This window comes from Variovorax sp. Soil_C_39 (assembly GCF_057656815.1).
Map to the genome: position 1 here is coordinate 179,948 of NZ_JBDGJQ010000001.1, position 19,382 is coordinate 199,329.

General features: G+C 70.0%; 15 protein-coding genes. 7 read left to right on the forward strand and 8 right to left on the reverse strand.

What is annotated here, in order from left to right:
* Position 1: 1 nt before the first annotated feature.
* A complete protein-coding gene (locus AC3A6J_RS00895; RefSeq protein WP_487858013.1) occupies positions 2-1,363 on the forward strand; it encodes an NAD(P)H-dependent oxidoreductase in 1,362 nt (453 codons plus the stop codon).
* 108 nt (positions 1,364-1,471) lie between these two features.
* On the forward strand, positions 1,472-2,689 hold the full coding sequence (locus tag AC3A6J_RS00900; RefSeq protein ID WP_487858014.1) for an RNA polymerase sigma factor: 1,218 nt from the start codon (positions 1,472-1,474) through the stop codon (positions 2,687-2,689).
* A gap of 12 nt (positions 2,690-2,701) precedes the next feature.
* Here the strand turns inward: AC3A6J_RS00900 and AC3A6J_RS00905 are convergent, their stop codons facing one another.
* Entirely contained in the window at positions 2,702-4,141 is a 1,440-nt protein-coding gene (locus AC3A6J_RS00905) for a serine hydrolase domain-containing protein (RefSeq protein ID WP_487858015.1), read from the reverse strand.
* Positions 4,142-4,218: 77 nt separating this feature from the next.
* Here AC3A6J_RS00905 and AC3A6J_RS00910 point away from each other — a divergent pair, with 77 nt between their 5' ends.
* From AC3A6J_RS00910 to AC3A6J_RS00930, 5 genes are all read left to right on the forward strand, one after another.
* Positions 4,219-6,810 (forward strand): FtsX-like permease family protein, encoded by a 2,592-nt coding sequence (locus AC3A6J_RS00910; RefSeq protein ID WP_487858016.1) that lies wholly within the window; start codon positions 4,219-4,221, stop codon positions 6,808-6,810.
* A 115-nt stretch (positions 6,811-6,925) separates the two neighbouring features.
* Positions 6,926-7,951 (forward strand): PLP-dependent cysteine synthase family protein, encoded by a 1,026-nt coding sequence (locus AC3A6J_RS00915; protein ID WP_487858615.1) that lies wholly within the window; start codon positions 6,926-6,928, stop codon positions 7,949-7,951.
* On the forward strand, positions 7,951-9,027 hold the full coding sequence (locus AC3A6J_RS00920; RefSeq protein ID WP_487858017.1) for a lipocalin-like domain-containing protein: 1,077 nt from the start codon (positions 7,951-7,953) through the stop codon (positions 9,025-9,027). The genes AC3A6J_RS00915 and AC3A6J_RS00920 overlap by 1 nt, the downstream gene beginning before the upstream one ends.
* A 72-nt stretch (positions 9,028-9,099) precedes the next feature.
* Positions 9,100-9,552, forward strand: coding sequence for a hypothetical protein (locus AC3A6J_RS00925; RefSeq protein WP_487858018.1), 453 nt, complete (start codon positions 9,100-9,102; stop codon positions 9,550-9,552).
* An 84-nt stretch (positions 9,553-9,636) separates the two neighbouring features.
* Entirely contained in the window at positions 9,637-11,457 is a 1,821-nt protein-coding gene (locus tag AC3A6J_RS00930; RefSeq protein WP_487858019.1) for a bifunctional metallophosphatase/5'-nucleotidase, read from the forward strand.
* Between the two features lie 60 nt (positions 11,458-11,517).
* On the opposite strand, the gene AC3A6J_RS00935 is transcribed toward AC3A6J_RS00930, so the two are convergent.
* From AC3A6J_RS00935 to AC3A6J_RS00965, 7 genes are all read right to left on the reverse strand, one after another.
* On the reverse strand, positions 11,518-12,504 hold the full coding sequence (locus AC3A6J_RS00935) for a branched-chain amino acid ABC transporter permease (RefSeq protein WP_487858020.1): 987 nt from the start codon (positions 12,502-12,504) through the stop codon (positions 11,518-11,520).
* A gap of 14 nt (positions 12,505-12,518) precedes the next feature.
* Positions 12,519-13,394: a branched-chain amino acid ABC transporter permease gene (locus AC3A6J_RS00940; RefSeq protein WP_487858021.1), complete on the reverse strand. Its 876-nt coding sequence runs from the start codon at positions 13,392-13,394 to the stop codon at positions 12,519-12,521.
* Positions 13,395-13,446: 52 nt separating this feature from the next.
* Positions 13,447-14,736: an ABC transporter substrate-binding protein gene (locus AC3A6J_RS00945; protein WP_487858022.1), complete on the reverse strand. Its 1,290-nt coding sequence runs from the start codon at positions 14,734-14,736 to the stop codon at positions 13,447-13,449.
* Positions 14,737-14,767: 31 nt separating this feature from the next.
* Positions 14,768-15,487 carry an ABC transporter ATP-binding protein gene (locus AC3A6J_RS00950; RefSeq protein WP_487858023.1) on the reverse strand — a complete coding sequence of 240 codons (720 nt, stop codon included), beginning with the start codon at positions 15,485-15,487 and terminating at the stop codon, positions 14,768-14,770.
* Complete coding sequence (locus AC3A6J_RS00955; protein ID WP_487858024.1) at positions 15,487-16,257, reverse strand: ABC transporter ATP-binding protein; 771 nt, start codon at positions 16,255-16,257, stop codon at positions 15,487-15,489. Before AC3A6J_RS00955 ends, AC3A6J_RS00950 begins: the two co-directional genes overlap by 1 nt.
* A gap of 206 nt (positions 16,258-16,463) precedes the next feature.
* Positions 16,464-18,029: a DHA2 family efflux MFS transporter permease subunit gene (locus tag AC3A6J_RS00960; RefSeq protein WP_487858025.1), complete on the reverse strand. Its 1,566-nt coding sequence runs from the start codon at positions 18,027-18,029 to the stop codon at positions 16,464-16,466.
* 27 nt (positions 18,030-18,056) lie between these two features.
* Positions 18,057-19,373 (reverse strand): EmrA/EmrK family multidrug efflux transporter periplasmic adaptor subunit, encoded by a 1,317-nt coding sequence (locus AC3A6J_RS00965; RefSeq protein WP_487858026.1) that lies wholly within the window; start codon positions 19,371-19,373, stop codon positions 18,057-18,059.
* Positions 19,374-19,382: the final 9 nt, after the last annotated feature.

Sequence of the window (19,382 nt, forward strand, 5' to 3'; positions counted from 1 at the left end):
CATGAGCCTCTACACCCGCCTGCAGCAGCGCGAAGCCGAAGGCCGCCCGATCCGCATCGGCTTGATCGGCGCCGGCAAGTTCGGCTCGATGTACCTGGCGCAGATTCCGCGCACCCCCGGCGTGCAGCTGGTGGCCATTGCCGACCTCTCGCCCGCCGCGGCGCGCGCTAATCTCGCGCGCGTCGGCTGGCAGCCCGAGCGCAGCGCCGCACGCTCGGTGGCCGAAGCGCTGGACACCGGCAGCACCTGGGTCACCGACGACTGGCAGGCGGTGACGCGCGAGCCCTCGATCGACATCGTGGTCGAATGCACCGGCCACCCGGTGGCGGCGGTCGACCACTGCCTCGACGCGTTCGCGCACGGCAAGCACGTGGTCAACGTGACGGTCGAGGCCGACGCCTTCTGCGGTCCGCTGCTCGCGCGCCGCGCACAGCAGGCCGGCGTGGTGTATTCGCTCGCCTTCGGCGACCAGCCCGCGCTGATCTGCGACCTCGTGGACTGGGCGCGCACCTGCGGCTTTCCGGTGGTGGCGGCCGGGCGCGGCCACAAGTGGCTGCCGCACTTCAGCGAATCGACGCCCGAGACGGTTTGGGGAAACTACGGCCTCACGCCCGAGCAGGCCCAGCGCGGCGGGCTCAATCCGAAGATGTTCAACAGCTTTCTCGATGGCTCCAAGCCCTCGATCGAAAGCTCGGCCGTGGCCAATGCCACCGGCCTCAGCGTGCCCTCGGACGGCCTGCTCTATCCGCCCGCGAGCGTGGAAGACATTCCCTTCGTCACGCGGCCGAAGAGCGAAGGCGGCGTGCTCGAACGCAAGGGCATGGTCGAGGTGGTTTCCTCGCTCGAGGCGGACGGCCGCCGCATTCCCTACGACATCCGCATGGGCGTGTGGGTCACAGTCGAGGCCGAGACCGACTACATCAAGAACTGCTTCGAGGAATACAACGCCCACACCGACCCGAGCGGACGCTACTTCACGCTCTACAAGCGCTGGCACCTGATCGGCCTCGAGGTCGGCATGTCGGTGGCCAGCGTGGCGCTGCGCGGCGAGGCCACGGGCGTGGCCACCTGCTGGAATGCCGACGTGGTCGCCACCGCCAAGCGCGATCTCGCACCCGGCGAGATGCTCGACGGTGAAGGCGGCTACACCGTCTGGGGCAAGCTGCTGCCGGCCGAACGGTCGATGCGCCTGGGTGGCCTGCCGCTCGGCCTCGCGCACGACGTGAAGGTGGTGCGCCCGGTGAAGAAGGGCCAGAGCCTCTGCTGGGCCGACGTGGCGATCGACACCACCACCGCCGCCTACCGGTTGCGCAGCGAGCTCGAGGCGATGTTCGCCCCGGCCGAACGGGCCCGCGCGGCCTAGGAGGCTGTCGCAAGGCCTACAGGGCAAATCGGCCTTGCGCCGCCGGCGCGGCAGTCGAAGAATGGCGCAGAGCGATCCTCCGGGTTGCTTTGGAGGAAGGGGTGCACCATGCAGTCTGATCCCGCCAGGGCCGCCCGCCAGTCCCACGGCCGGCTGCTCGCCATCCTTGCCGTGCGCACGCGCGACATCGCCGGCGCCGAGAACGCGTTGGCCGATGCCTTCGCGCGCGCGCTCGAACGCTGGCCCGCCGACGGGGTGCCCGAGCGGCCCGACGCCTGGCTGCTCGGTGTGGCGCGCAACCGCCGGCTCGACGCATGGCGCCACACGCGCTCGCAGGACGAAGCCACGCGCGCGCTGCTGCTCCTGGCTGGCGAGACCGACACGGCCGAGGCCGAGCACCGCGACCTGCCCGACGAGCGGCTGCGGCTGATGTTCGCCTGCGCACATTACGAGGTCGATGCCGGCGCACGCACGCCGCTGATGCTGCAGGCCTTGCTCGGCGTCGATACCGCGCGCATGGCCGGCGTCTTTCTCGCCGCGCCGGCCACGCTGGCCCAGCGCTTGAAACGCGCCAAGGCGCAGCTGCGCGGCATCGCCGATGCATTCGAACGCCCTGCACCACGTGAACTGCCGCAGCGGCTGCAGGATCTGCTCGACACCATCTACGCGGCCTACGGCAGCGGCTGGGACGACGTCGACGGGGCAGATGCGCGGCCCACCGGGCTCACGGCCGAAGCCATCGAACTGGGCCGCATGCTGTGCGGCCTGTTGCCCGAAGAACCCGAGCCGCTGGGCCTGCTTGCGCTGATGCTGTTCTGCGAAAGCCGCGCCGGCGCGCGTCGCAGCGACAGCGGCGCCTACGTGCCGCTCGACCAGCAGGACACCGCGCGCTGGGACCCCGGTCTGCTCGCCGAAGCCGAGCACAGCCTGGGCCGCGCGACGGCGCTGCAGCGCACGGGCGCCTACCAACTCGAGGCCGCCATCCAGTCGGCCCATTGCGAGCGCCGCGTCGGCGCGCTGGTGTCCGGCGAAGCGCTGGTGTCGCTCTACGAAAGCCTGCTTGGGCTGCGGCCCGGCATCGGCGCGCAAGTGAGCCTGGCGTGTGCGCTCGCGAAGGCCCGCGGGCCCGAGGCGGGTCTGCGTGCGCTCGACGCCCTGCCCGCCGACGAGGTGTCGAACTACCAGCCTTTCTGGGCCGCACGCGCGCACCTGCTCGCGGCTGGCGGCGCGCGCGCCGCCGCGCGGCAGGCCTTTGAACGTGCGATCGGGCTCAGCGCGGATGCGGCAGTGCGGGCCTACCTGGGCGCGTTGGCACAACGGCTGTGAAGGCCCGCCGGCCTACTCGCGCGCCGCTGCGTCATTCACGCGCCGGGCCGTGATCTCGCTGCCGCCCTGCGCCAGCGTCACACCGACGATCGCGCCGCGCTCGCGCCGAAACACGATCTGCGCGCCGATCTCGCCGACCACGAAGCGGTCACTGCCCACGGGCTTGAGCGGGTTGTAGCCGCGCCCGCTCTCGCGCACCAGCAGGCGGCCACCGCGCACGGTGAACTCGAGCGACTTGCCTTGGCTCACGCGGTATTCGCCGCGGTACTGTGCGAGCGCCGCGGCATCGACGGGCACCTCGTCGGCCGCCACCGGATAGCGGCTCTTGCCGATCGCAAGCATCACGCGCTGCAGCGGCGCGCGCGTGTTGCTCGCCAGCAGGATCATGGCCTCGCCGGTGTCGGGTGCGAGCAGCCACAGCGTGCGGTAGCCCTCGGTTACGCCCGCGTGGTAGTAGGTGCGGTGCTCGCCCTCGCGTCCGCGCACCATCACCGCGTAGCCGATCTCCGCACCCTCGTAGCGCGCCAGCGGCGTGAGCAGGCGCTCGGCGGCCGGGCCCAGCGGACCGCGCGCGCCAGCCAGGATCGCGCGGCTGAAGCGCAGCATGTCGGCCGCGGTGGAGCGCAGTGCGGCCACCGGCGCATAGGCCTTCATGTCGAGCAGCGACCGCCGCCGGTCGCCCGCGAACGCAGGCGCCATGCGCGAAGCCTTGGCGCCGAGCAGCACCACGGTGTCGTTCATGCCCAGCGGCTCGGTGATGCGCGCGCGCACCAGCTCGCCCCAGGTGGTCTGGTAGCGCTCGGCCACCAACTGGCCGACCAGCGCCATGCCGAGGTTGCTGTAGCTGCCCGCGCAGGGCGGCGCCGGACCGGTGAGCGTGATGCGGGCCAGCGACTCGTAGAGCGCCTGACGTTCGAGCGCACGCATCTGCGACGCGAGCGCCGGGCCGCGTGCCACGCCGTCGGCCATCACCGGCATGCAGCCGGTGTGCGTCACCAACTGGCGCAGCGTGATCGAAGCCACGGCCGGCGGCAGCGACGCGACCTTGTCAGCGAGCAGCCGGCCCAGGTCGTCGTCGAGCCGGAGGTCGCCGCGCTCGACGGCCTGTGCGAGCAGCAGGCCGGTGAAGACCTTGGTGACCGAGCCGATCTCGAACATCGGCTGCTCCGCGCCGTCGGCCGGCACCCGGCGCGGGCCGTCCGGTGGCGCGGGGTTGTGGGCGCCGCCGTAGTGCGCCTCCCCGCCGCGCAGCAGCCCGACCACGACCGTGCCGCGCTCGCTGCCCAGCGCGGTGCGCGCGATCAGGGCCGGGTCGCTCGCGAGCGACAGCGGCGCCGCGCCCGCATCCGCGACGGACGGCGCCAACTGCGCGGCGGCGCCGGTGGCAACCAGCCACGGCAGTGCGGCCAGCAGCGCAGCCAGCATGCGGCGGTGCGCGGAGAGAAAGCTCATCGTCGATTCCCGGACATGGACAGGTGCCGCATGGTGCCACGCGCTCGGTGCGCCGGTCGGCCCGCCACAATGGCCCCATGCGCGCCTTGCTCACCACCTTCTCATGGCAGGAACTTCGCCATCACCCCTGGCGCAATGCGGCCGCGGTGCTCGCGGTGATGCTCGGCGTGGCGCTCGCGTTCTCGGTGCAGCTCATCAATGCCTCGGCGCTCGACGAATTCTCCAGCGCGGTGCGTTCGGTCAACGGCCAGCCCGACCTCGAAGTGCGCGCGGTGCAGGGCCGGTTCGACGAGGCCGTGTTCTCCACGCTGGCGCGGCATCCGCAGGTGGTGCTCGCGAGCCCCGTGCTCGAGATCCAGGGCCTTGCGCTCGCGGGCGACGAGCGCCAGGTGCCGCTGCGCGTGATCGGCATCGACGCGCTGGCACTCCCCACCATCGCGCCGGCGCTGATGCCGCAGCCGCGCCAGAATGCGTCGCGCTTCGCGATGCTGGCGCCGGGCCATGTGTTCCTCAACGCCGCGGCGCGCGGTGCGCTGGGGCTCGCGCCCGAGGCCGCCGAGGGCGGCACCGAGACCGTGCGGCTGCGCAGCGGCGGGGGCGCCTGGCGCACGCTCGAGGTCGCAGGCCACGTCGCGGCCGGCGGCGCCGCGATCGCGGTGATGGACATCGGGGCCGCGCAAGACCTGTTCGACCGCCTCGGCCAGCTCAGCCGCATCGACCTGCGGCTCGCGCCGGGTACCGACCAGGCTTCGTTCACCGCCTCGCTCGCCCAAACGCCGAGCGGGCCAGGCTGGCCCGCGGGCCTGCAGTTCGCCGAGCCGGGCGATGCGGCCGAGCGCGTGAGCAACCTTTCGCGCGCCTACCGCGTCAACCTCACCGTGCTGGCGCTGGTGGCGCTGTTCACGGGCGCGTTCCTGGTGTTCTCGGTGCTGGCGCTCAGCGTTGCCAAGCGCGCGCAGCAGTTCGCGCTGCTCGGCGTGCTGGGCCTCACGCCGCGCGAGCGGCTGCGCCTGGTGCTGGCGGAATCGCTGGTGCTGGGTCTGGTCGGCAGCCTGGCCGGCCTCGCGCTGGGCACCGCGCTCGCGGCCTTCGCGCTGCGGGTTCTCGGCGGCGACCTCGGCGGCGGGTACTTCGAAGGCGTGGCGCCGACGCTGCATTGGAACGGCGGCGCGGCGCTGCTGTACGGCGCGCTCGGCGTGCTCGCGGCGCTGGCCGGCGGCTGGTGGCCCGCGCGCGCGGCGCAGGCGCTGCCCGAGGCGCAGACGCTCAAGGGCCTGGGCGCCGCGCCCACGCAGGGCAACAGCCACTGGCTCGCGCTCGGCCTGGTGGTTGCGGGCGCGCTGCTGGCCAACCTGCCTGCGATCGGTGGCATTCCGGTGGCGGCCTATGTGTCGGTGGGTTGCCTGCTGGTGGGCGGCATCACCGCCCTGCCCTGGTTCGTCGCGTTGCTCTATGACCGGATGGCGCCGATGTTCGCGCGCCGGTTGCTGCCGATGCTGGCCATCGAGCGTGCGCGCCGCATGCGCGGTACCGCGGCGGTGGCCGTGAGCGGCGTGGTCGCGAGCCTGAGCCTCGCGGTCGCGCTCACGGTGATGGTCGCGAGCTTCCGCGATTCGGTGACCCAATGGCTCGACGTCGTGCTGCCGGCCGACCTGTACCTGCGCGCCGCATCGGGCAGCGGCGGCGGCGACACCGCGGCCTTCTCGCCGGCCTTCGTGCAGGCGCTCGGCCAATTGCCGGGCGTGGCGCGCACCGGCACGCTGCGCACCCGAGCGCTGCAGCTCGATCCCGCGCAGCCCGCGGTCACGCTGATCTCGCGCAGCCTCGAAGGCGGCGCGGCGCAGGCGCTGCCGCTCACCGGGCCGGCACTGCCGGTACCGCCCGGGCAGATCGGCATCTACGTGAGCGAGCCGATGGTCGAGCTGCATGGCGCGAAGCCCGGCGCGCCGTACGCGCCGCTCGCTTCGGCGCTGGGCCGTGCGGGCCGAACGGCGCCGCAGCCGTTCTTCGTGGCGGGCGTGTGGCGCGACTATGCGCGCCAGTTCGGCGCGATCGCGATGGATGCGCGCGATTTTGAGCGGCTCACCGGCGAGCGAGAGGTCAGCGACGTGTCGCTGTGGCTCGTGCCGGGCGCTTCGGAGGCCGCGGTGCAGGCGGCGGTCCGCGACCTGGCTTCACGCCATGGCGCGGCGCCCGACACCGGCATCGAGATCTCGTCGGTCGGCCAGATCCGCGCCACGTCGCTGCGCATCTTCGACCGCAGCTTCGCCGTGACCTACTGGTTGCAGGCGGTGGCCATCGCGATCGGCCTGTTCGGCATCGCCGCGAGCTTCAGCGCCCAGGTGCTGGCGCGGCGCAAGGAGTTCGGCCTGCTCGCGCACCTGGGCTTCACGCGGCGGCAGGTGCTGGCCGTGGTGGCGGGCGAAGGTGCGGCCTGGACCGCGATCGGCGCGGTGGCGGGGCTGGGCCTCGGGCTCGCCGTCTCGCTGGTGCTCGTGAAGGTGGTCAATCCGCAGAGCTTCCACTGGACCATGGACCTGCTGGTCCCTTGGGGGCGCCTCGCGGCGCTGTGCGCGGCGGTGGTGGCCGCCGGCACCGTCACGGCCTGGCTCGCGGGCCGCGCCGCCGCGGGCAGCGACGCGGTGCTGGCGGTGAAGGAAGACTGGTAGGCGGCCTCTGGCGCATGGCTTGTAGACTGCCTCTTCCATGCAGCAGCCGCACACACCCTCTCCTTCTTCGTCCCTTGCTTCTTCATCGCCCCGCACCGCATGGCGCGACGCTGCGATGCGCCGCATCGAGGCCGACTACCAGCGCAGCGCCGACACGCACCTGATCCCGCTGCCCCTGCCCACGCTCGCCGCGGCCGGCATCGACCTCTACCTGAAGGACGAATCGACGCATCCGACCGGTAGCCTCAAGCACCGGCTCGCACGCTCGCTCTTCCTGTATGCGCTGTGCAACGGATGGGTGCGCGAAGGCACGACGGTGGTCGAGGCCTCGAGCGGCTCCACGGCGGTCAGCGAAGCGTACTTCGCACGGCTGCTCGGCCTGCCGTTCGTCGCGGTGATGCCGCGCAGCACCTCGCCCGAGAAGATCGCGCAGATCGCCTTCTACGGCGCGCGCTGCCACTTCGTCGACCATGCGGCCGAGGTCTACGACGAGGCCCGCGCGCTGGCCGAACAGACCGGCGGCCACTACATGGACCAGTTCACGAATGCCGAGCGCGCGACCGACTGGCGCGGCAACAACAACATCGCCGAGAGCATGTTCCGGCAGATGGCGCGCGAGCGGCATCCGGTGCCGGCCTGGATCGTGGTCGGCGCGGGCACCGGCGGCACCAGCGCCACCATCGGCCGCTACGTGCGCTACTGCTGCCACGACACGCAGCTCTGCGTGCCCGACCCCGAGGGCTCGGTCTTCTCGGCCTATCACCAGAGCGGCGACGCCGCGCTCACGGCGACGGGCTCGCGCATCGAAGGCATCGGCCGGCCCCGCGTGGAACCCAGCTTCATCCGCACGCTGGTCGACCGCATGATCGAGGTGCCGAACCTCGACTCGGTGGCCGCGATGCATGCGCTCTCGGCGCTGCTCGGGCGCAAGGTCGGGCCTTCCACCGGCACCAACTTCGCGGGCATGCTCGCGATCGCGCACGAGATGCGCGCGGCGGGCCGCCGGGGATCGATCCTCTCACTGCTGTGCGATGCGGGTGAGCGCTACCTGCCGAGCTACCACGACGCTGGCTGGGTGCGCGACGCATTCGGCGACATCGCTCCCGCGCGGCAGCGCATCGACGAACTTGTGAGAGGCTGATGCCGGCGCGGGCGCCCCTCGCACTCTCGCGGCGCAGCCTGCTGCTGGCGGCGCTGGCCGCCGCGCCCGCGGGCTGGGCCTTGCCCGCACGCACCCTGCAGTTCCCGCGCGACTTCGGCAGCCATCCCGAGTTGCGAACCGAGTGGTGGTACATCACCGGCCACGCGACGACGCCGGCCGGGCGCACCTTCGGCTTTCAAGTGACCTTCTTCCGCTCGCGCGTCGACGCCACGCAGCAGTTGCGCTCGGCCTTCGCAGCCAAGCAGCTGGTGTTCGCGCATGCCGCCATCACCGACCTCGAGGCCGGCGCGCTGCGCCACGACCAGCGCATCGCGCGTGCGGGCCAGGGTGTTGCGTCGGCCAGCGAGCACGACACCGACCTGCGCCTGCGCGACTGGTCGCTGGTGCGCGGAAGCGACGGCAGCTACGCGGCGCGCATTCCGGCCGCCGGGTTCTCGCTCGACCTGCGTTTCTCGCCGACGCAGCCGCTGCTGCTGCAAGGCAACGCCGGCCTCTCGCGCAAGGGCCCCGAGGAAGCCCAGGCGAGCTACTACTACAGCGAACCGCAGTTGCAGGCGCGCGGGCGCATCGCGCTGCAGGGGCAGGCGCCGTTCGATGTCGCGGGCAGCGCCTGGCTCGACCACGAATGGAGCGAGGCGCTGCTGCACCCCGAGGCCGTCGGCTGGGACTGGACCGGCATGAACCTCGACGACGGCAGTGCGCTCACCGCCTTTCACCTGCGCCGGCGCGACGGCAGCGCCTTGTGGGCGGGCGGATCGTTCCGCACGCGCGACGGTGCTCTGCGCATCTTCGGCCACGAGGAGGTGCGCTTCGAAGCCGGCCGTGCCTGGACCAGCCCACGCACCCAGGCCCGCTACCCGACGCAGTGGCGCGTGGGCACGCCGACGGGCGAGTTCGAGGTGCATGCGCTGCTCGACGACCAGGAGCTCGACAGCCGCGGCTCGACCGGCGGCGTGTACTGGGAAGGCCTGAGCGACCTGCGCGACGCGCAGGGCCGCCGCATTGGCCGCGGCTACCTCGAGATGACGGGCTACGCCGCGCCGCTGCGGCTCTGAAGCCCCGCCCTGAGGTCGTCATCAGGCCGTCATGCCGCGCGCTTGAACTCGAACGATGAACCTGCCTTGCCGATGAGAAGACGATGGATCGCCGTGCTCGCGGTGCTGCTGACAGCCGCTGCGGGCGCCGCATGGCTGGCCGCGCGCGTGCCGCCCGCGGCGGCCACGGGCGGTGCCGCGCTCGAGATCCGCTGGCACGGCCACGGCATCGTGCTGCAGGGCGCGGTGCGCGACGCGGCCACGCAGCAGGCGCTGGTGGAAGGTGCGACCGCGCGGCTCGGCGGCGAGTCCGGCCAGGTGGTCGACTGGCTCGACATCCGGCCCGACGCCCTGCCCGTGGCCGACGCCGCGGCGCTCGCGCAACTGATCCGCCTCGGCCAGGAAGGCTGGCACCTGCAGCGCCGTGCGGCCGAGGGATCGCTGGCCCTGCCACGTTCGGACCCTGCGCACAGCGCACCCGCGCGCGAACTGCTGCAGCGGGCTTTCGGCCCCGACCTCCCGGTGCGGCTGATCGACCTGCCCTGAGACGCCGGGGGCGCGGCAGCCGGTCACGCCGACGTCATCTGCCGCGGCCAGCATGCGACCAGTCCATTCACCGAGGAGAGGCTCGTGCACGCATCGATCAAACATCTCGCCGTGGCCGGCGCGGTCCTGGCCACGCTGGCGGCCTGCGGCGGCAGCGGCGGCGGCGGCTCGAACGCATTCATCCCGTTCTTCCCGCCACCGGCGCCTGCCCCCTCGCCGGCAACGCCCGGCAGCGTCGAGCTGAAGATCATTGCCTTCAACGACCTGCACGGCAACCTCGAGCCGCCGCGGGTTTCGATCACCGCGCCGGCCAGCGGTGGCGGCACGGTCCCGGTGCCCGCGGGTGGCGCCGCCTACCTCGCCTCGGCCATCGCGTCGCTCAAGGCCAGGAACGAGAACAACGCGGTGGTTTCGGCCGGGGACATGATCGGCGCCTCGCCGCTGGTGTCGGCGCTGTTCCTCGACGAGCCCACGATCGAGGCGGTGAACGCGATGAAGATCGACTTCAACGCGGTCGGCAACCACGAGTTCGACAAAGGCCAGAACGAACTGATGCGCATGAAGAACGGCGGCTGCGACAAGCACACGCCGCTGGAGCCCTGCCGGGTCAACAAATCCTTCCCGGGCGCGAACTTCGGCTTCCTGGCGGCCAACACCGTCAAGACCGACGGCAACACGCTGTTCCCCGCCACCGGCATGAAGACCTTCACGAAGGACGGTGCCACCGTGAAGGTGGCCTTCATCGGCATGACGCTCAAGAACACGCCGAGCATCGTGACGCCGGCCGGCGTGGCAGGCTTGAGTTTCAAGGACGAGGCGGACACCGCCAATGCGCTGATCCCGCAGCTCAAGGCCGAGGGCGCCGACGCCATCGTCGTCGTGGTGCACGAAGGCGCCACGACCACGGTCGGCTACAACGACAAGAGCTGCGCCGGCCTCAGCGGCGACATCCTGCCGATCCTCGACAAGCTCGACCCGGCGGTGGACGTGGTGATCTCGGGCCACACGCACCGCTCCTACGTCTGCGACTACGGCAAGTCGAATCCGGCCCGGCCCTTCCTGCTGACGAGCGCCGGCCAGTACGGCACGCTGCTGACCGACATCAACCTGACGATCGACACGCGCACCCGCAAGGTCTCGGCCAAATCGGCCGACAACGTGATCGTCCAGGGCGAGGCCTTCACCAGCGGCGCCACCACCATCGCGCTGACCGACCAGTACCCGGTGTTCGGCAAGAACCAGGAGGTGGCGGCGCTCGTCAGCCAGTACCTCTCGGTCGCCGCGCCGCTGGTGCAACGCGTGGTGGGCTCGCTCTCGGGGGCGGCCACGCGCACGCAGGCCCCGTCGCGCGAAAGCGTGCTCGGCAACCTGATTGCCGACGCACAGCTCGCCGCGACCCGCGCCAGCGACAAGGGCGGCGCGCAGATCGCCTTCATGAACCCGGGCGGCGTGCGGGCCGACCTCGTGCCCGACGACAAGGGCAACGTGACCTATGGCCAGATCTTCAGCGTGCAGCCCTTCGGCAACAGCCTGGTGGTGAAGACGATGACCGGCGCGCAGATCAAGGCCCTGCTCGAGCAGCAGTTCAACAGCGGCAGCAATACGGTCGCCGCCCCTCGGGTGCTGCTGCCCTCGCACAGCCTCCGCTACAGCTACAGCCTGTCGGCACCGGCCGGCTCGCGCATCTCGAACATGGCGCTCAACGGCACCGCGATGGGCGACGCCACGAGCTACCGCGTCACGATGAACAGCTTCCTGGCCACGGGCGGCGACAACTTCACGGTCTTCAACCAGGGAACCGACACGCTCGGCGGCGACCAGGACGTGGATGCGTTGGAGGCCTACATCAAGGCAAGCGGCACGCTCGTTCCGCCTGCGACGAACCGCATCACGGCGCTGCCCTGAGCATCGGGCGGAGCCCGGCCCTAAAACGAAGAAGGCGGACCGGGTCCGCCTTCTTTCGCTTCAGGTTCGCTTGCCGCGCCGCCGGTCGACGAAGGCGATGATCTCGCCCATGATGCCCTTGCGGAACGCCAGCACGCAGATCACGAAGATCAGGCCCGTGACCATGGTGACCGACTCGCCGAGGGTGTTGAACCAGTTGATGCCCGTCAGGTTCGCCATGAAGACGCCGAAGTCGCCGACCTTGTTCTCGAGCAGCACCACGACGGCCGAGCCCACCAGCGGCCCCGACAGCGTGCCGAGCCCGCCGACCAGCGTCATGAGGATCACGTGGCCCGAGGCGGTCCAATGCACGTCGCTGAGCGACGCGAAGCCGAGCACCAGCGTCTTGAGCGAACCCGCCAGCCCCGACAGCGCGGCCGAGATCACGAAGGCCAGCAGCTTGAAGCGGTTGACGTCGTAGCCGAGCGAGATGGCGCGCGGCTCGTTTTCCTTGATGCCCTTGAGCACCTGCCCGAACGGGGAGTGCACGGTGCGCGCGATCAGCAGGAAGGCCGCCACCACGATCACCAGCGCGACGTAGTACATCGTGAGGTCGTCGCGCAGGTCGATCAGGCCGAAGAGCTTGCCGCGCGGCACCGACTGCAGGCCGTCCTCGCCGCCGGTGAAGCGCGCCTGCAGCGCAACGAAGAAGATCATCTGCGCGAGCGCCAGCGTGATCATCGAGAAGTAGATGCCCTGGCGGCGAATGGCGAGCCAGCCGAACACCAGCCCCAGCAGCGCGCCGGCCGCCGTGCCCGCGAGCAGGCCCAGTTCGGGCGTGAGGTGCCAGACCTTGAGCGCATGGCCCGTGAGGTAGGCGGCCCCGCCCAGGAAGGCGGCGTGGCCGAACGACAGCATCCCGGTGTAGCCGAGCAGCAGGTTGAACGCGCAGGCAAACAGCGCGAAGCACAGCACCTTCATCACGAACACCGGATAGAAACCGATGAACGGTGCGGCGATCAGCGCCACCAGGAGCAGTGCGTAGACGGCGAGGGAGATCTTCTTCATGTCTTGGCGCCCGTTCACTTCTCGCTGCCGAACAGGCCGGCCGGGCGGATCAGCAGCACCACGACCATGATCGCGAAGACCACGGTGGATGAAGCCTCGGGATAGAACACCTTGGTGAACCCCTCGATGACGCCGAGCGAAAGGCCCGTGATGATGGCGCCCATGATCGAGCCCATGCCGCCGATGACCACCACCGCGAACACGATGATGATGAGGTTCTGGCCCATGAGGGGCGAGATCTGGATGACCGGTGCGGCGAGCACGCCGGCAAAGGCCGCGAGCGCCACCCCGAACCCGTAGGTCAGCGTGACCATCAGCGGCACGTTGACACCGAAGGCCTCGACCAGCCGCGGGTTCTCGGTGCCGGCACGCAGGTAGGCGCCGAGCCGGGTCTTCTCGATCGCATACCAGGTGGCGAAGCACACCACGAGCGACGCGACGACCACCCAGGCGCGGTAGTTCGGCAGGAACATGAAGCCCAGGTTGGTGCCGCCGCTGAGCGCCGCGGGCGGGCTGTAGGCCAGGCCGGACACGCCGTACACCGACCGGAAGCCGCCCTCGATGAGCAGCGTGAGGCCGAGCGTGAGCAGCAGGCCGTAGAGGTGGTCGAGCTTGTAGATCCAGCGCAGCAGCAGCCGCTCGATCAGCATGCCGAAGACGCCGACGATGAGCGGCGCTGCCACCAGCATGACCCAGTAGTTGACGTTGAAGTACGTCATCGCCATCCACGACAGCACCGCCCCCATCATGAACAGCGCACCGTGTGCGAAGTTGATGACGTTGAGCAGGCCGAAGATCACCGCCAACCCCAGGCTCAGGATCGCGTAGAACGACCCGTTGACCAGCCCCAGCAGGAGCTGGCTCAACAGGGCGGGCATGGAAATATTCATCGTGGCAACTGGGTTCGGAGTGGCGGCAGCGGTTTCGCGCGGGACAGCAGGTTTACTTCCAGAGGGCGCAGGTGCTTTCTTCCTTGGTCGTGTAGACCTCGTCGCCCGGCACCTTCTTGACGATCTTCAGCAGGTCCCACGGGCCTTTCGACTCCGAAGGCTTCTTGACCTCGGCCAGCAGCATGTCGTGCACCATGCGGCCGTCGGGACGGATCACGCCCTTGGCGTAGAAGTCGTCGATCGGCGTCTTCTTGAGCTGCTCCATGACCTTGTCGGCGTCGGTGGTCTGCACCGCCTCGACGGCCTTGAGGTAGGCCATGGTGGCCGAGTAGTCGGCGGCCTGGATGTCCGAAGGCTTGTTGCCGGTCTTTTCCTCGTAGCGGGCCGCCCACTTGCGCGAGGCGTCATCGGCGTCCCAGTACCAGCTGGTGGTGTGCAGCAGGCCCTGCGTGGCCTCGAGGCCGAGGCTCTTCACGTCGGTCAGGAACACCAGCAGGCCCGCGAGCTTCATGGTCTTGTCGATGCCGAACTCCTTCGAGGCCTTCATCGAATTGACGAAGTCGCCGCCGGCGTTGGCGAGCCCCAGCACCTGGGCCTTGGAGTTCTGCGCCTGCAGCAGGAACGAGGAGAAGTCGGACGCATTGAGCGGCGCGCGGACCGTGCCCACCACCGTGCCGCCCTTGGCCTTGACGACCTTGGAGGTGTCGGCTTCGAGCGCATGGCCGAAGGCGTAGTCGGCCGTCAGGAAGAACCAGCTCTTGCCGCCGGTGTCGACCACCGCGCCACCGGTGCTCTTGGCGAGCGCCACGGTGTCGTAGGCGTAGTGCACGGTGTAGGGGCTGCACTGCGCATTGGTCAGCGCCGAGGTGGCGGCGCCGTTGGTGAAGAACACACGCTTCTTTTCCTGCGCGACCTTGGCGGTCGCCAGTGCCACACCCGAATTGGTGCCCGCGAAGATCATCGTGGCGCCGGCGGTGTCGATCCATTCGCGCGCCTTCGAGGCCGCGATGTCGGGCTTGTTCTGGTGGTCGACGGACAGCACCTCGACGGGTTGGCCGAGCACCTTGCCGCCCATGTCGTCGATGGCCATCTGGATGGCCGTGGCGCCGCCCTTGCCTTCGAGGTCGGCGTAGAGGCCCGAGAGATCGCTGATGTAGCCGATCGTGACCTTGTTGGGCGATGGTGCGTCCGCGGTGGGTGCGGCGGCAGGTGCAGGGGCCGCAGCCGGGGCGGGTGCCGTCGGCGCCGCAGGTGCGGGTGCCGGCGCGGGCTCTTCCTTCTTGCCGCAGGCCGCGAGCACGGCAACCGCCACCAGCGATGGAATCAGGAATTTCGAGTTCATGGAATGTCTCCTTGGAAAAATCGGGGAAAGCCTAGACGCCGAGCAGCTCGCCGAGCACGGGCATCTTCGCGTCGAGTTCGCGGGCACTGAAAGCCTCGACCATGCGGCCGTGCTCCATCACGTAGAAGCGGTCGGCCAGCGGCGCGGCGAAGCGGAAGTTCTGCTCCACCATCACGATGGTGTAGCCCTTGCCGCGCAGCGTCTGGATCATGCGGGCGAGGGCCTGCACGATCACTGGCGCGAGGCCTTCGGAGATCTCGTCGAGCAGCAGCAGCCGGGCGCCGGTGCGCAGGATGCGCGCCACCGCGAGCATCTGCTGCTCGCCGCCCGAGAGCCGGGTGCCGGGGCTGTGGCGCCGCTCGGCGAGGTTCGGGAACATCTCGTAGATCTCGGCCACCGACATGCCCTGCCCCGCGCCCTTGGCGCTCTTGAGCGGAGGTGGCAAAAGCAGGTTCTCCTCGGCCGAGAGGCTCGCGAAGATGCCGCGCTCCTCGGGGCAATAGCCGATGCCGAGGTGCGCGATGCGGTGCGTGGCCATGCCGATGGTCTGCACGCCATTGACCTGGATGCTGCCCTTGCGCGTGCCGGTCAGGCCCAGGATCGCGCGCAGCGTGCTGGTGCGCCCGGCGCCGTTGCGCCCGAGCAGGGTGACGACCTCGCCGGGCTGCACCACCATGTCGACGCCGTGCAGCACGTGCGATTCGCCGTACCAGGCGTTCAGGCCCTTGATCTCGAGTGCGGGCGCGGCCATCAGTGGGCTCCCTGCAGCTGGCCGTCGGTGGTGCCCATGTAGGCCTCCATCACCTGCGGGTTCTTCGAGACTTCGGCATACGGGCCTTCGGCCAGCACGGCGCCGCGCTGGAGCACGGTGATGGTATCGGCGATGGTCGAGACCACGCTCATGTTGTGTTCGACCATGAGGATGGTGCGCCCTGCCGACACGCGCTTGATGAGTTCGGCCACGCGGTGCACGTCTTCATGGCCCATGCCCTGCGTGGGTTCGTCCAGCAGCATCAGCTCGGGATCCATCGCGAGCGTGGTGGCGATCTCGAGCGCACGCTTGTGTCCGTAGGGCAGGTTCACCGTGAGTTCGTCGGCCTGCTCGGCGAGGCCGACCTCGGCCAGCAGCTCGAGCGCGCGCGCATCGAGCGGCGCGAGCGTCTTCTCGCTCTTCCAGAAATGGTACGAGGTGCCGAGCGCGCGCTGCAGCCCGAGGCGCACGTTCTCGCGCAAGGTGAGGTGCGGGAACACCGCCGAGATCTGGAACGAGCGGATGATGCCGCGCCGCGCGATCTGCGCCGGCCGCTCGCCGGTGATGTCGTTGCCGTTGAACAGGATGGTGCCGCTCGTGGGTTCGAGAAACTTGGTGAGCAGGTTGAAGCAGGTGGTCTTGCCGGCGCCGTTCGGGCCGATGAGCGCATGGATGGAGCCGCGCACCACCGAGAGGTCGACCTTGCTGACCGCGGTGAACCCCTTGAACTCCTTGGTGAGCTGGCGCGTTTCTAGGATGACGTCGCTCATCTCGCGAAGTCGCCCGGGTTCAGAAAGGATAGAAAAGTCATGCGGTCCATCTTGTCGCGCCACTGTCGAACGCGGACCGATTGTTGAGGGGCGCCCCGTGATTGCATACTGGGGCAAATGCCTATGCTGCGGTGCAACCTCGCGGCTGCCCGCAGGCGACTGTCGCCGCAACGACATTGGCAGCGCGCCCGGCGCGCGCTGCGCGCTCAGTGCGCGCCGGCCGCGGCGTCGCCGCCGGCACCGCCGCGCTGCGGCTTCGCGAGCCACACGAGCGGGATCAGGAGCAGGAACAGCAGCGCCGACGCATAAAAGATGTCGTTCGTGGCCAGCATGAAGGCCTGCTGGTCGACCACGCGGTTGATCTGGGCCAGCACCTGGTCGCTGCTGAGCCCGCTGCTCGCCAGGCCCGACATTGCGCTGGTCGCCGCGGCATTGCCCTGGTTCACCGACTCGGCAAGCTGCGCGTGGTGCAGCGCCGCACGGTTCTCCCACAGCGTGGTGGTGATCGAGGTGCCCATCGCGCCCGCGGTGATGCGCAGGAAGTTCGACAGCCCCGAGGCGGCCGGTATGCGGTCCGGCGTGAGGCCCGACAGCGTGATGGTCACCAGCGGGATGAAGAAGAACGCCATCGCAATGCCCTGGATGACCGTCGGGATGATGATCGTCGCGAAGTCGGCCTGCGTGTTGAAGTTCGAGCGCATCCAGAGCACCAGCGCAAAGATCAGGAACGAGAAGGTCGCGTACTGCCGCGGATCGATCTTCGACACCGTGAGCCCGACCAGCGGCGAGAAGAAGATTGCGAGCAGCCCTACGGGCGCCATGATCATGCCGGCCTGCGTCGCGGTGTAGCCCATCCACTGCTGCAACCACAGCGGCAGCAGCACCACGTTGCCGAAGAACAGACCGTAGGCCACCGCCGTGGCCACCGCGCCCGACCAGAAGTTGCGCCGCTTGAAGAGCGAAAGGTCGACCACCGGGTGTTTGTCGGTCAGCTCCCAGATCAGGAAGAACGCGAAGCCGACCACGGAGATCACCGCCATCGCGATGATCTCGGGCGAGTGGAACCAGTCGAGCTCCTTGCCCTTGTCGAGCATCAGCTGCATCGCGCCGACCCAGAGCACCAGCAGCGCGAGGCCGATGGCATCGATCGGCACCTTGTGCGTGCCGCTATCGCGCTTGCGGTAGAGCGCCCAGGTGATGACCGCCGCGACGATGCCGACCGGGATGTTGATGTAGAAGATCCACGGCCACGAGATGTTGTCGGTGATCCAGCCACCGAGCAGCGGCCCCATCACCGGCGCGACCAGCGTGGTCATCGACCACATCGCCATGGCAAGGCCGGCCTTGGCGCGCGGATAGCTCGACAGCAGCAGCGTCTGCGACAGCGGGATCATCGGCCCGGCGACGAAGCCCTGCAGCGCGCGGAACGCAATCAGCATGGTCATGTTCGGTGCCAGGCCGCACAGGAGCGAGCTGATCATGAAGAGGATCACGCTCGCCATGAAGAGCCGCACCTGGCCGAAGCGCTGGGTCATGAACCCCGTGAGCGGCACCGCAATGGCGTTGGCCACCGCGAAGCTGGTGATGACCCAGGTGCCTTGCGTGGTGCTCACGCCCAGGTCACCCGAGATGGCCGGCAGCGACACGTTCGCGATCGACGAATCGAGCACGTTCATGAAGGTCGCGGCCGACAGCGCGATCGTGCCCCAGACGCGGGCGGCGCCCTCGAGCGGCGGATGCGCGACGTAGGCGGGAGCAGCAGCAGTGGCCATGGGCTTTGCCTCGGGGTCCGGCGGCGATCAGCCGGGATGCGATTGAGAGGCGAGCTGCTGTTGCTTCGTGCCGGCGGCCGGCTTCGCGGCATGGCCGGCCGCCGCTCCGCGTCCGAGGTTGGCCGCGATGATGCGGTCCACCTCGGCATCGGCGCCGTGGTCGAGCCGGCTGTAGACCTGCGTCTGCGAGAGCGGCGTGGTGCGCGGCGCATCGGCCAGCATCTTGCCGTCCTTTTGCGTGATGTCGACCTCGGCCAGCATCGACAGGCCGATGCGCAGCGGGTTGGCTTTGAGCTGCGCGGGGTCGAGCGCAATGCGCACCGGCACGCGCTGCACCACCTTGATCCAGTTGCCGGTCGCGTTCTGCGCCGGCAGCAACGCAAACGCGCTGCCCGTGCCCACGCCCAGGCCCGCCACACGGCCGGTGTATTCGACCTTCTTGCCGTAGACGTCGGCCGTGAGCTTCACGGGCTGGTCGATGCGGATGTTGCGCAGTTGCACTTCCTTGAAGTTGGCATCGACCCAGAGCTGGTTGAGCGGCACGATCGACATCATCGGCGTGCCGGCCGCCACGCGCTGGCCGAGCTGCACCGTGCGGCGCGCGACGTAGCCGTCGACCGGCGCGGGCATCGCGACGCGTTGCGTCGCGAGGTAGGCCTCGCGCACCTTGGCGGCGGCAGCCAGCACGCTCGGATGCTCGGCCACCGTGGTGCCCTCGGTCAGCGACTGGTTGCTCGCGAGCTGCTCGCGCGCGGCGAGCACGCCGGCCTGCGCCGCCGCCAGCGCGCTCTTCGCGTTGGCGAGTTGCGTCTCGGCATGGTTGAGTTCTTCCTTCGAGACCGCGCCATTGCCCGTGAGCGAGCGGCGGCGCTGCAGGTCGTCCTGGGCCTTGGCGACGTCGCTCTGCGCCTTGGCGATGTCGGCCTGGCGCAGCGACACCTGCGCCGCCAGCGAGCCGTTGTTGGCATAGAGCGTGCGCACCTGGCGCACGGCCTGCGCCAGCGCGGCCTCGGCCTGCTCGAGCGCGACCTTCGCATCGGCGGGGTCGAGCTGCACCAGCGGCTGGCCGGCCTTCACGAAGTCGGTGTCGTCGGCGTTGATGGCCATCACGGTGCCGCCGATCTGCGGCGTGATCTGGATCACGTGGCCTTGCACGTAGGCGTTGTCGGTCTCTTCGTAGTGGCTGGCGACCAGCCATTCGTAGAGGCCCCAGCCGCTGCCGGCCACGATCACCACGGCCGCGAGTGCGGTCAGTGCGCGGCGGCGCTTGCCGTTGCCGGCCGGGGCTTCGGTTGCGAGGGAGGCTGCGGGTGCAGCGGGCGTCGGTGTGTTGTTGTCGTTCATGGTGATGAA

Excerpts from the sequence above, each read along its gene's own strand:
- AC3A6J_RS00900 (WP_487858014.1), top strand. The coding sequence starts at position 1,472 with ATGCAGTCTGATCCCGCCAGGGCCGCCCGCCAGTCCCACGGCCGGCTG.
- AC3A6J_RS00915 (WP_487858615.1), top strand. The coding sequence starts at position 6,926 with ATGCGCCGCATCGAGGCCGACTACCAGCGCAGCGCCGACACGCACCTG.
- AC3A6J_RS00965 (WP_487858026.1), bottom strand. The coding sequence starts at position 19,373 with ATGAACGACAACAACACACCGACGCCCGCTGCACCCGCAGCCTCCCTC.
- AC3A6J_RS00940 (WP_487858021.1), bottom strand. The coding sequence starts at position 13,394 with ATGAATATTTCCATGCCCGCCCTGTTGAGCCAGCTCCTGCTGGGGCTG.
- AC3A6J_RS00950 (WP_487858023.1), bottom strand. The coding sequence starts at position 15,487 with ATGGCCGCGCCCGCACTCGAGATCAAGGGCCTGAACGCCTGGTACGGC.
- AC3A6J_RS00925 (WP_487858018.1), top strand. The coding sequence starts at position 9,100 with ATGAGAAGACGATGGATCGCCGTGCTCGCGGTGCTGCTGACAGCCGCT.
- AC3A6J_RS00955 (WP_487858024.1), bottom strand. The coding sequence starts at position 16,257 with ATGAGCGACGTCATCCTAGAAACGCGCCAGCTCACCAAGGAGTTCAAG.
- AC3A6J_RS00895 (WP_487858013.1), top strand. The coding sequence starts at position 2 with ATGAGCCTCTACACCCGCCTGCAGCAGCGCGAAGCCGAAGGCCGCCCG.
- AC3A6J_RS00920 (WP_487858017.1), top strand. The coding sequence starts at position 7,951 with ATGCCGGCGCGGGCGCCCCTCGCACTCTCGCGGCGCAGCCTGCTGCTG.
- AC3A6J_RS00910 (WP_487858016.1), top strand. The coding sequence starts at position 4,219 with ATGCGCGCCTTGCTCACCACCTTCTCATGGCAGGAACTTCGCCATCAC.
- AC3A6J_RS00905 (WP_487858015.1), bottom strand. The coding sequence starts at position 4,141 with ATGAGCTTTCTCTCCGCGCACCGCCGCATGCTGGCTGCGCTGCTGGCC.
- AC3A6J_RS00945 (WP_487858022.1), bottom strand. The coding sequence starts at position 14,736 with ATGAACTCGAAATTCCTGATTCCATCGCTGGTGGCGGTTGCCGTGCTC.
- AC3A6J_RS00960 (WP_487858025.1), bottom strand. The coding sequence starts at position 18,029 with ATGGCCACTGCTGCTGCTCCCGCCTACGTCGCGCATCCGCCGCTCGAG.
- AC3A6J_RS00935 (WP_487858020.1), bottom strand. The coding sequence starts at position 12,504 with ATGAAGAAGATCTCCCTCGCCGTCTACGCACTGCTCCTGGTGGCGCTG.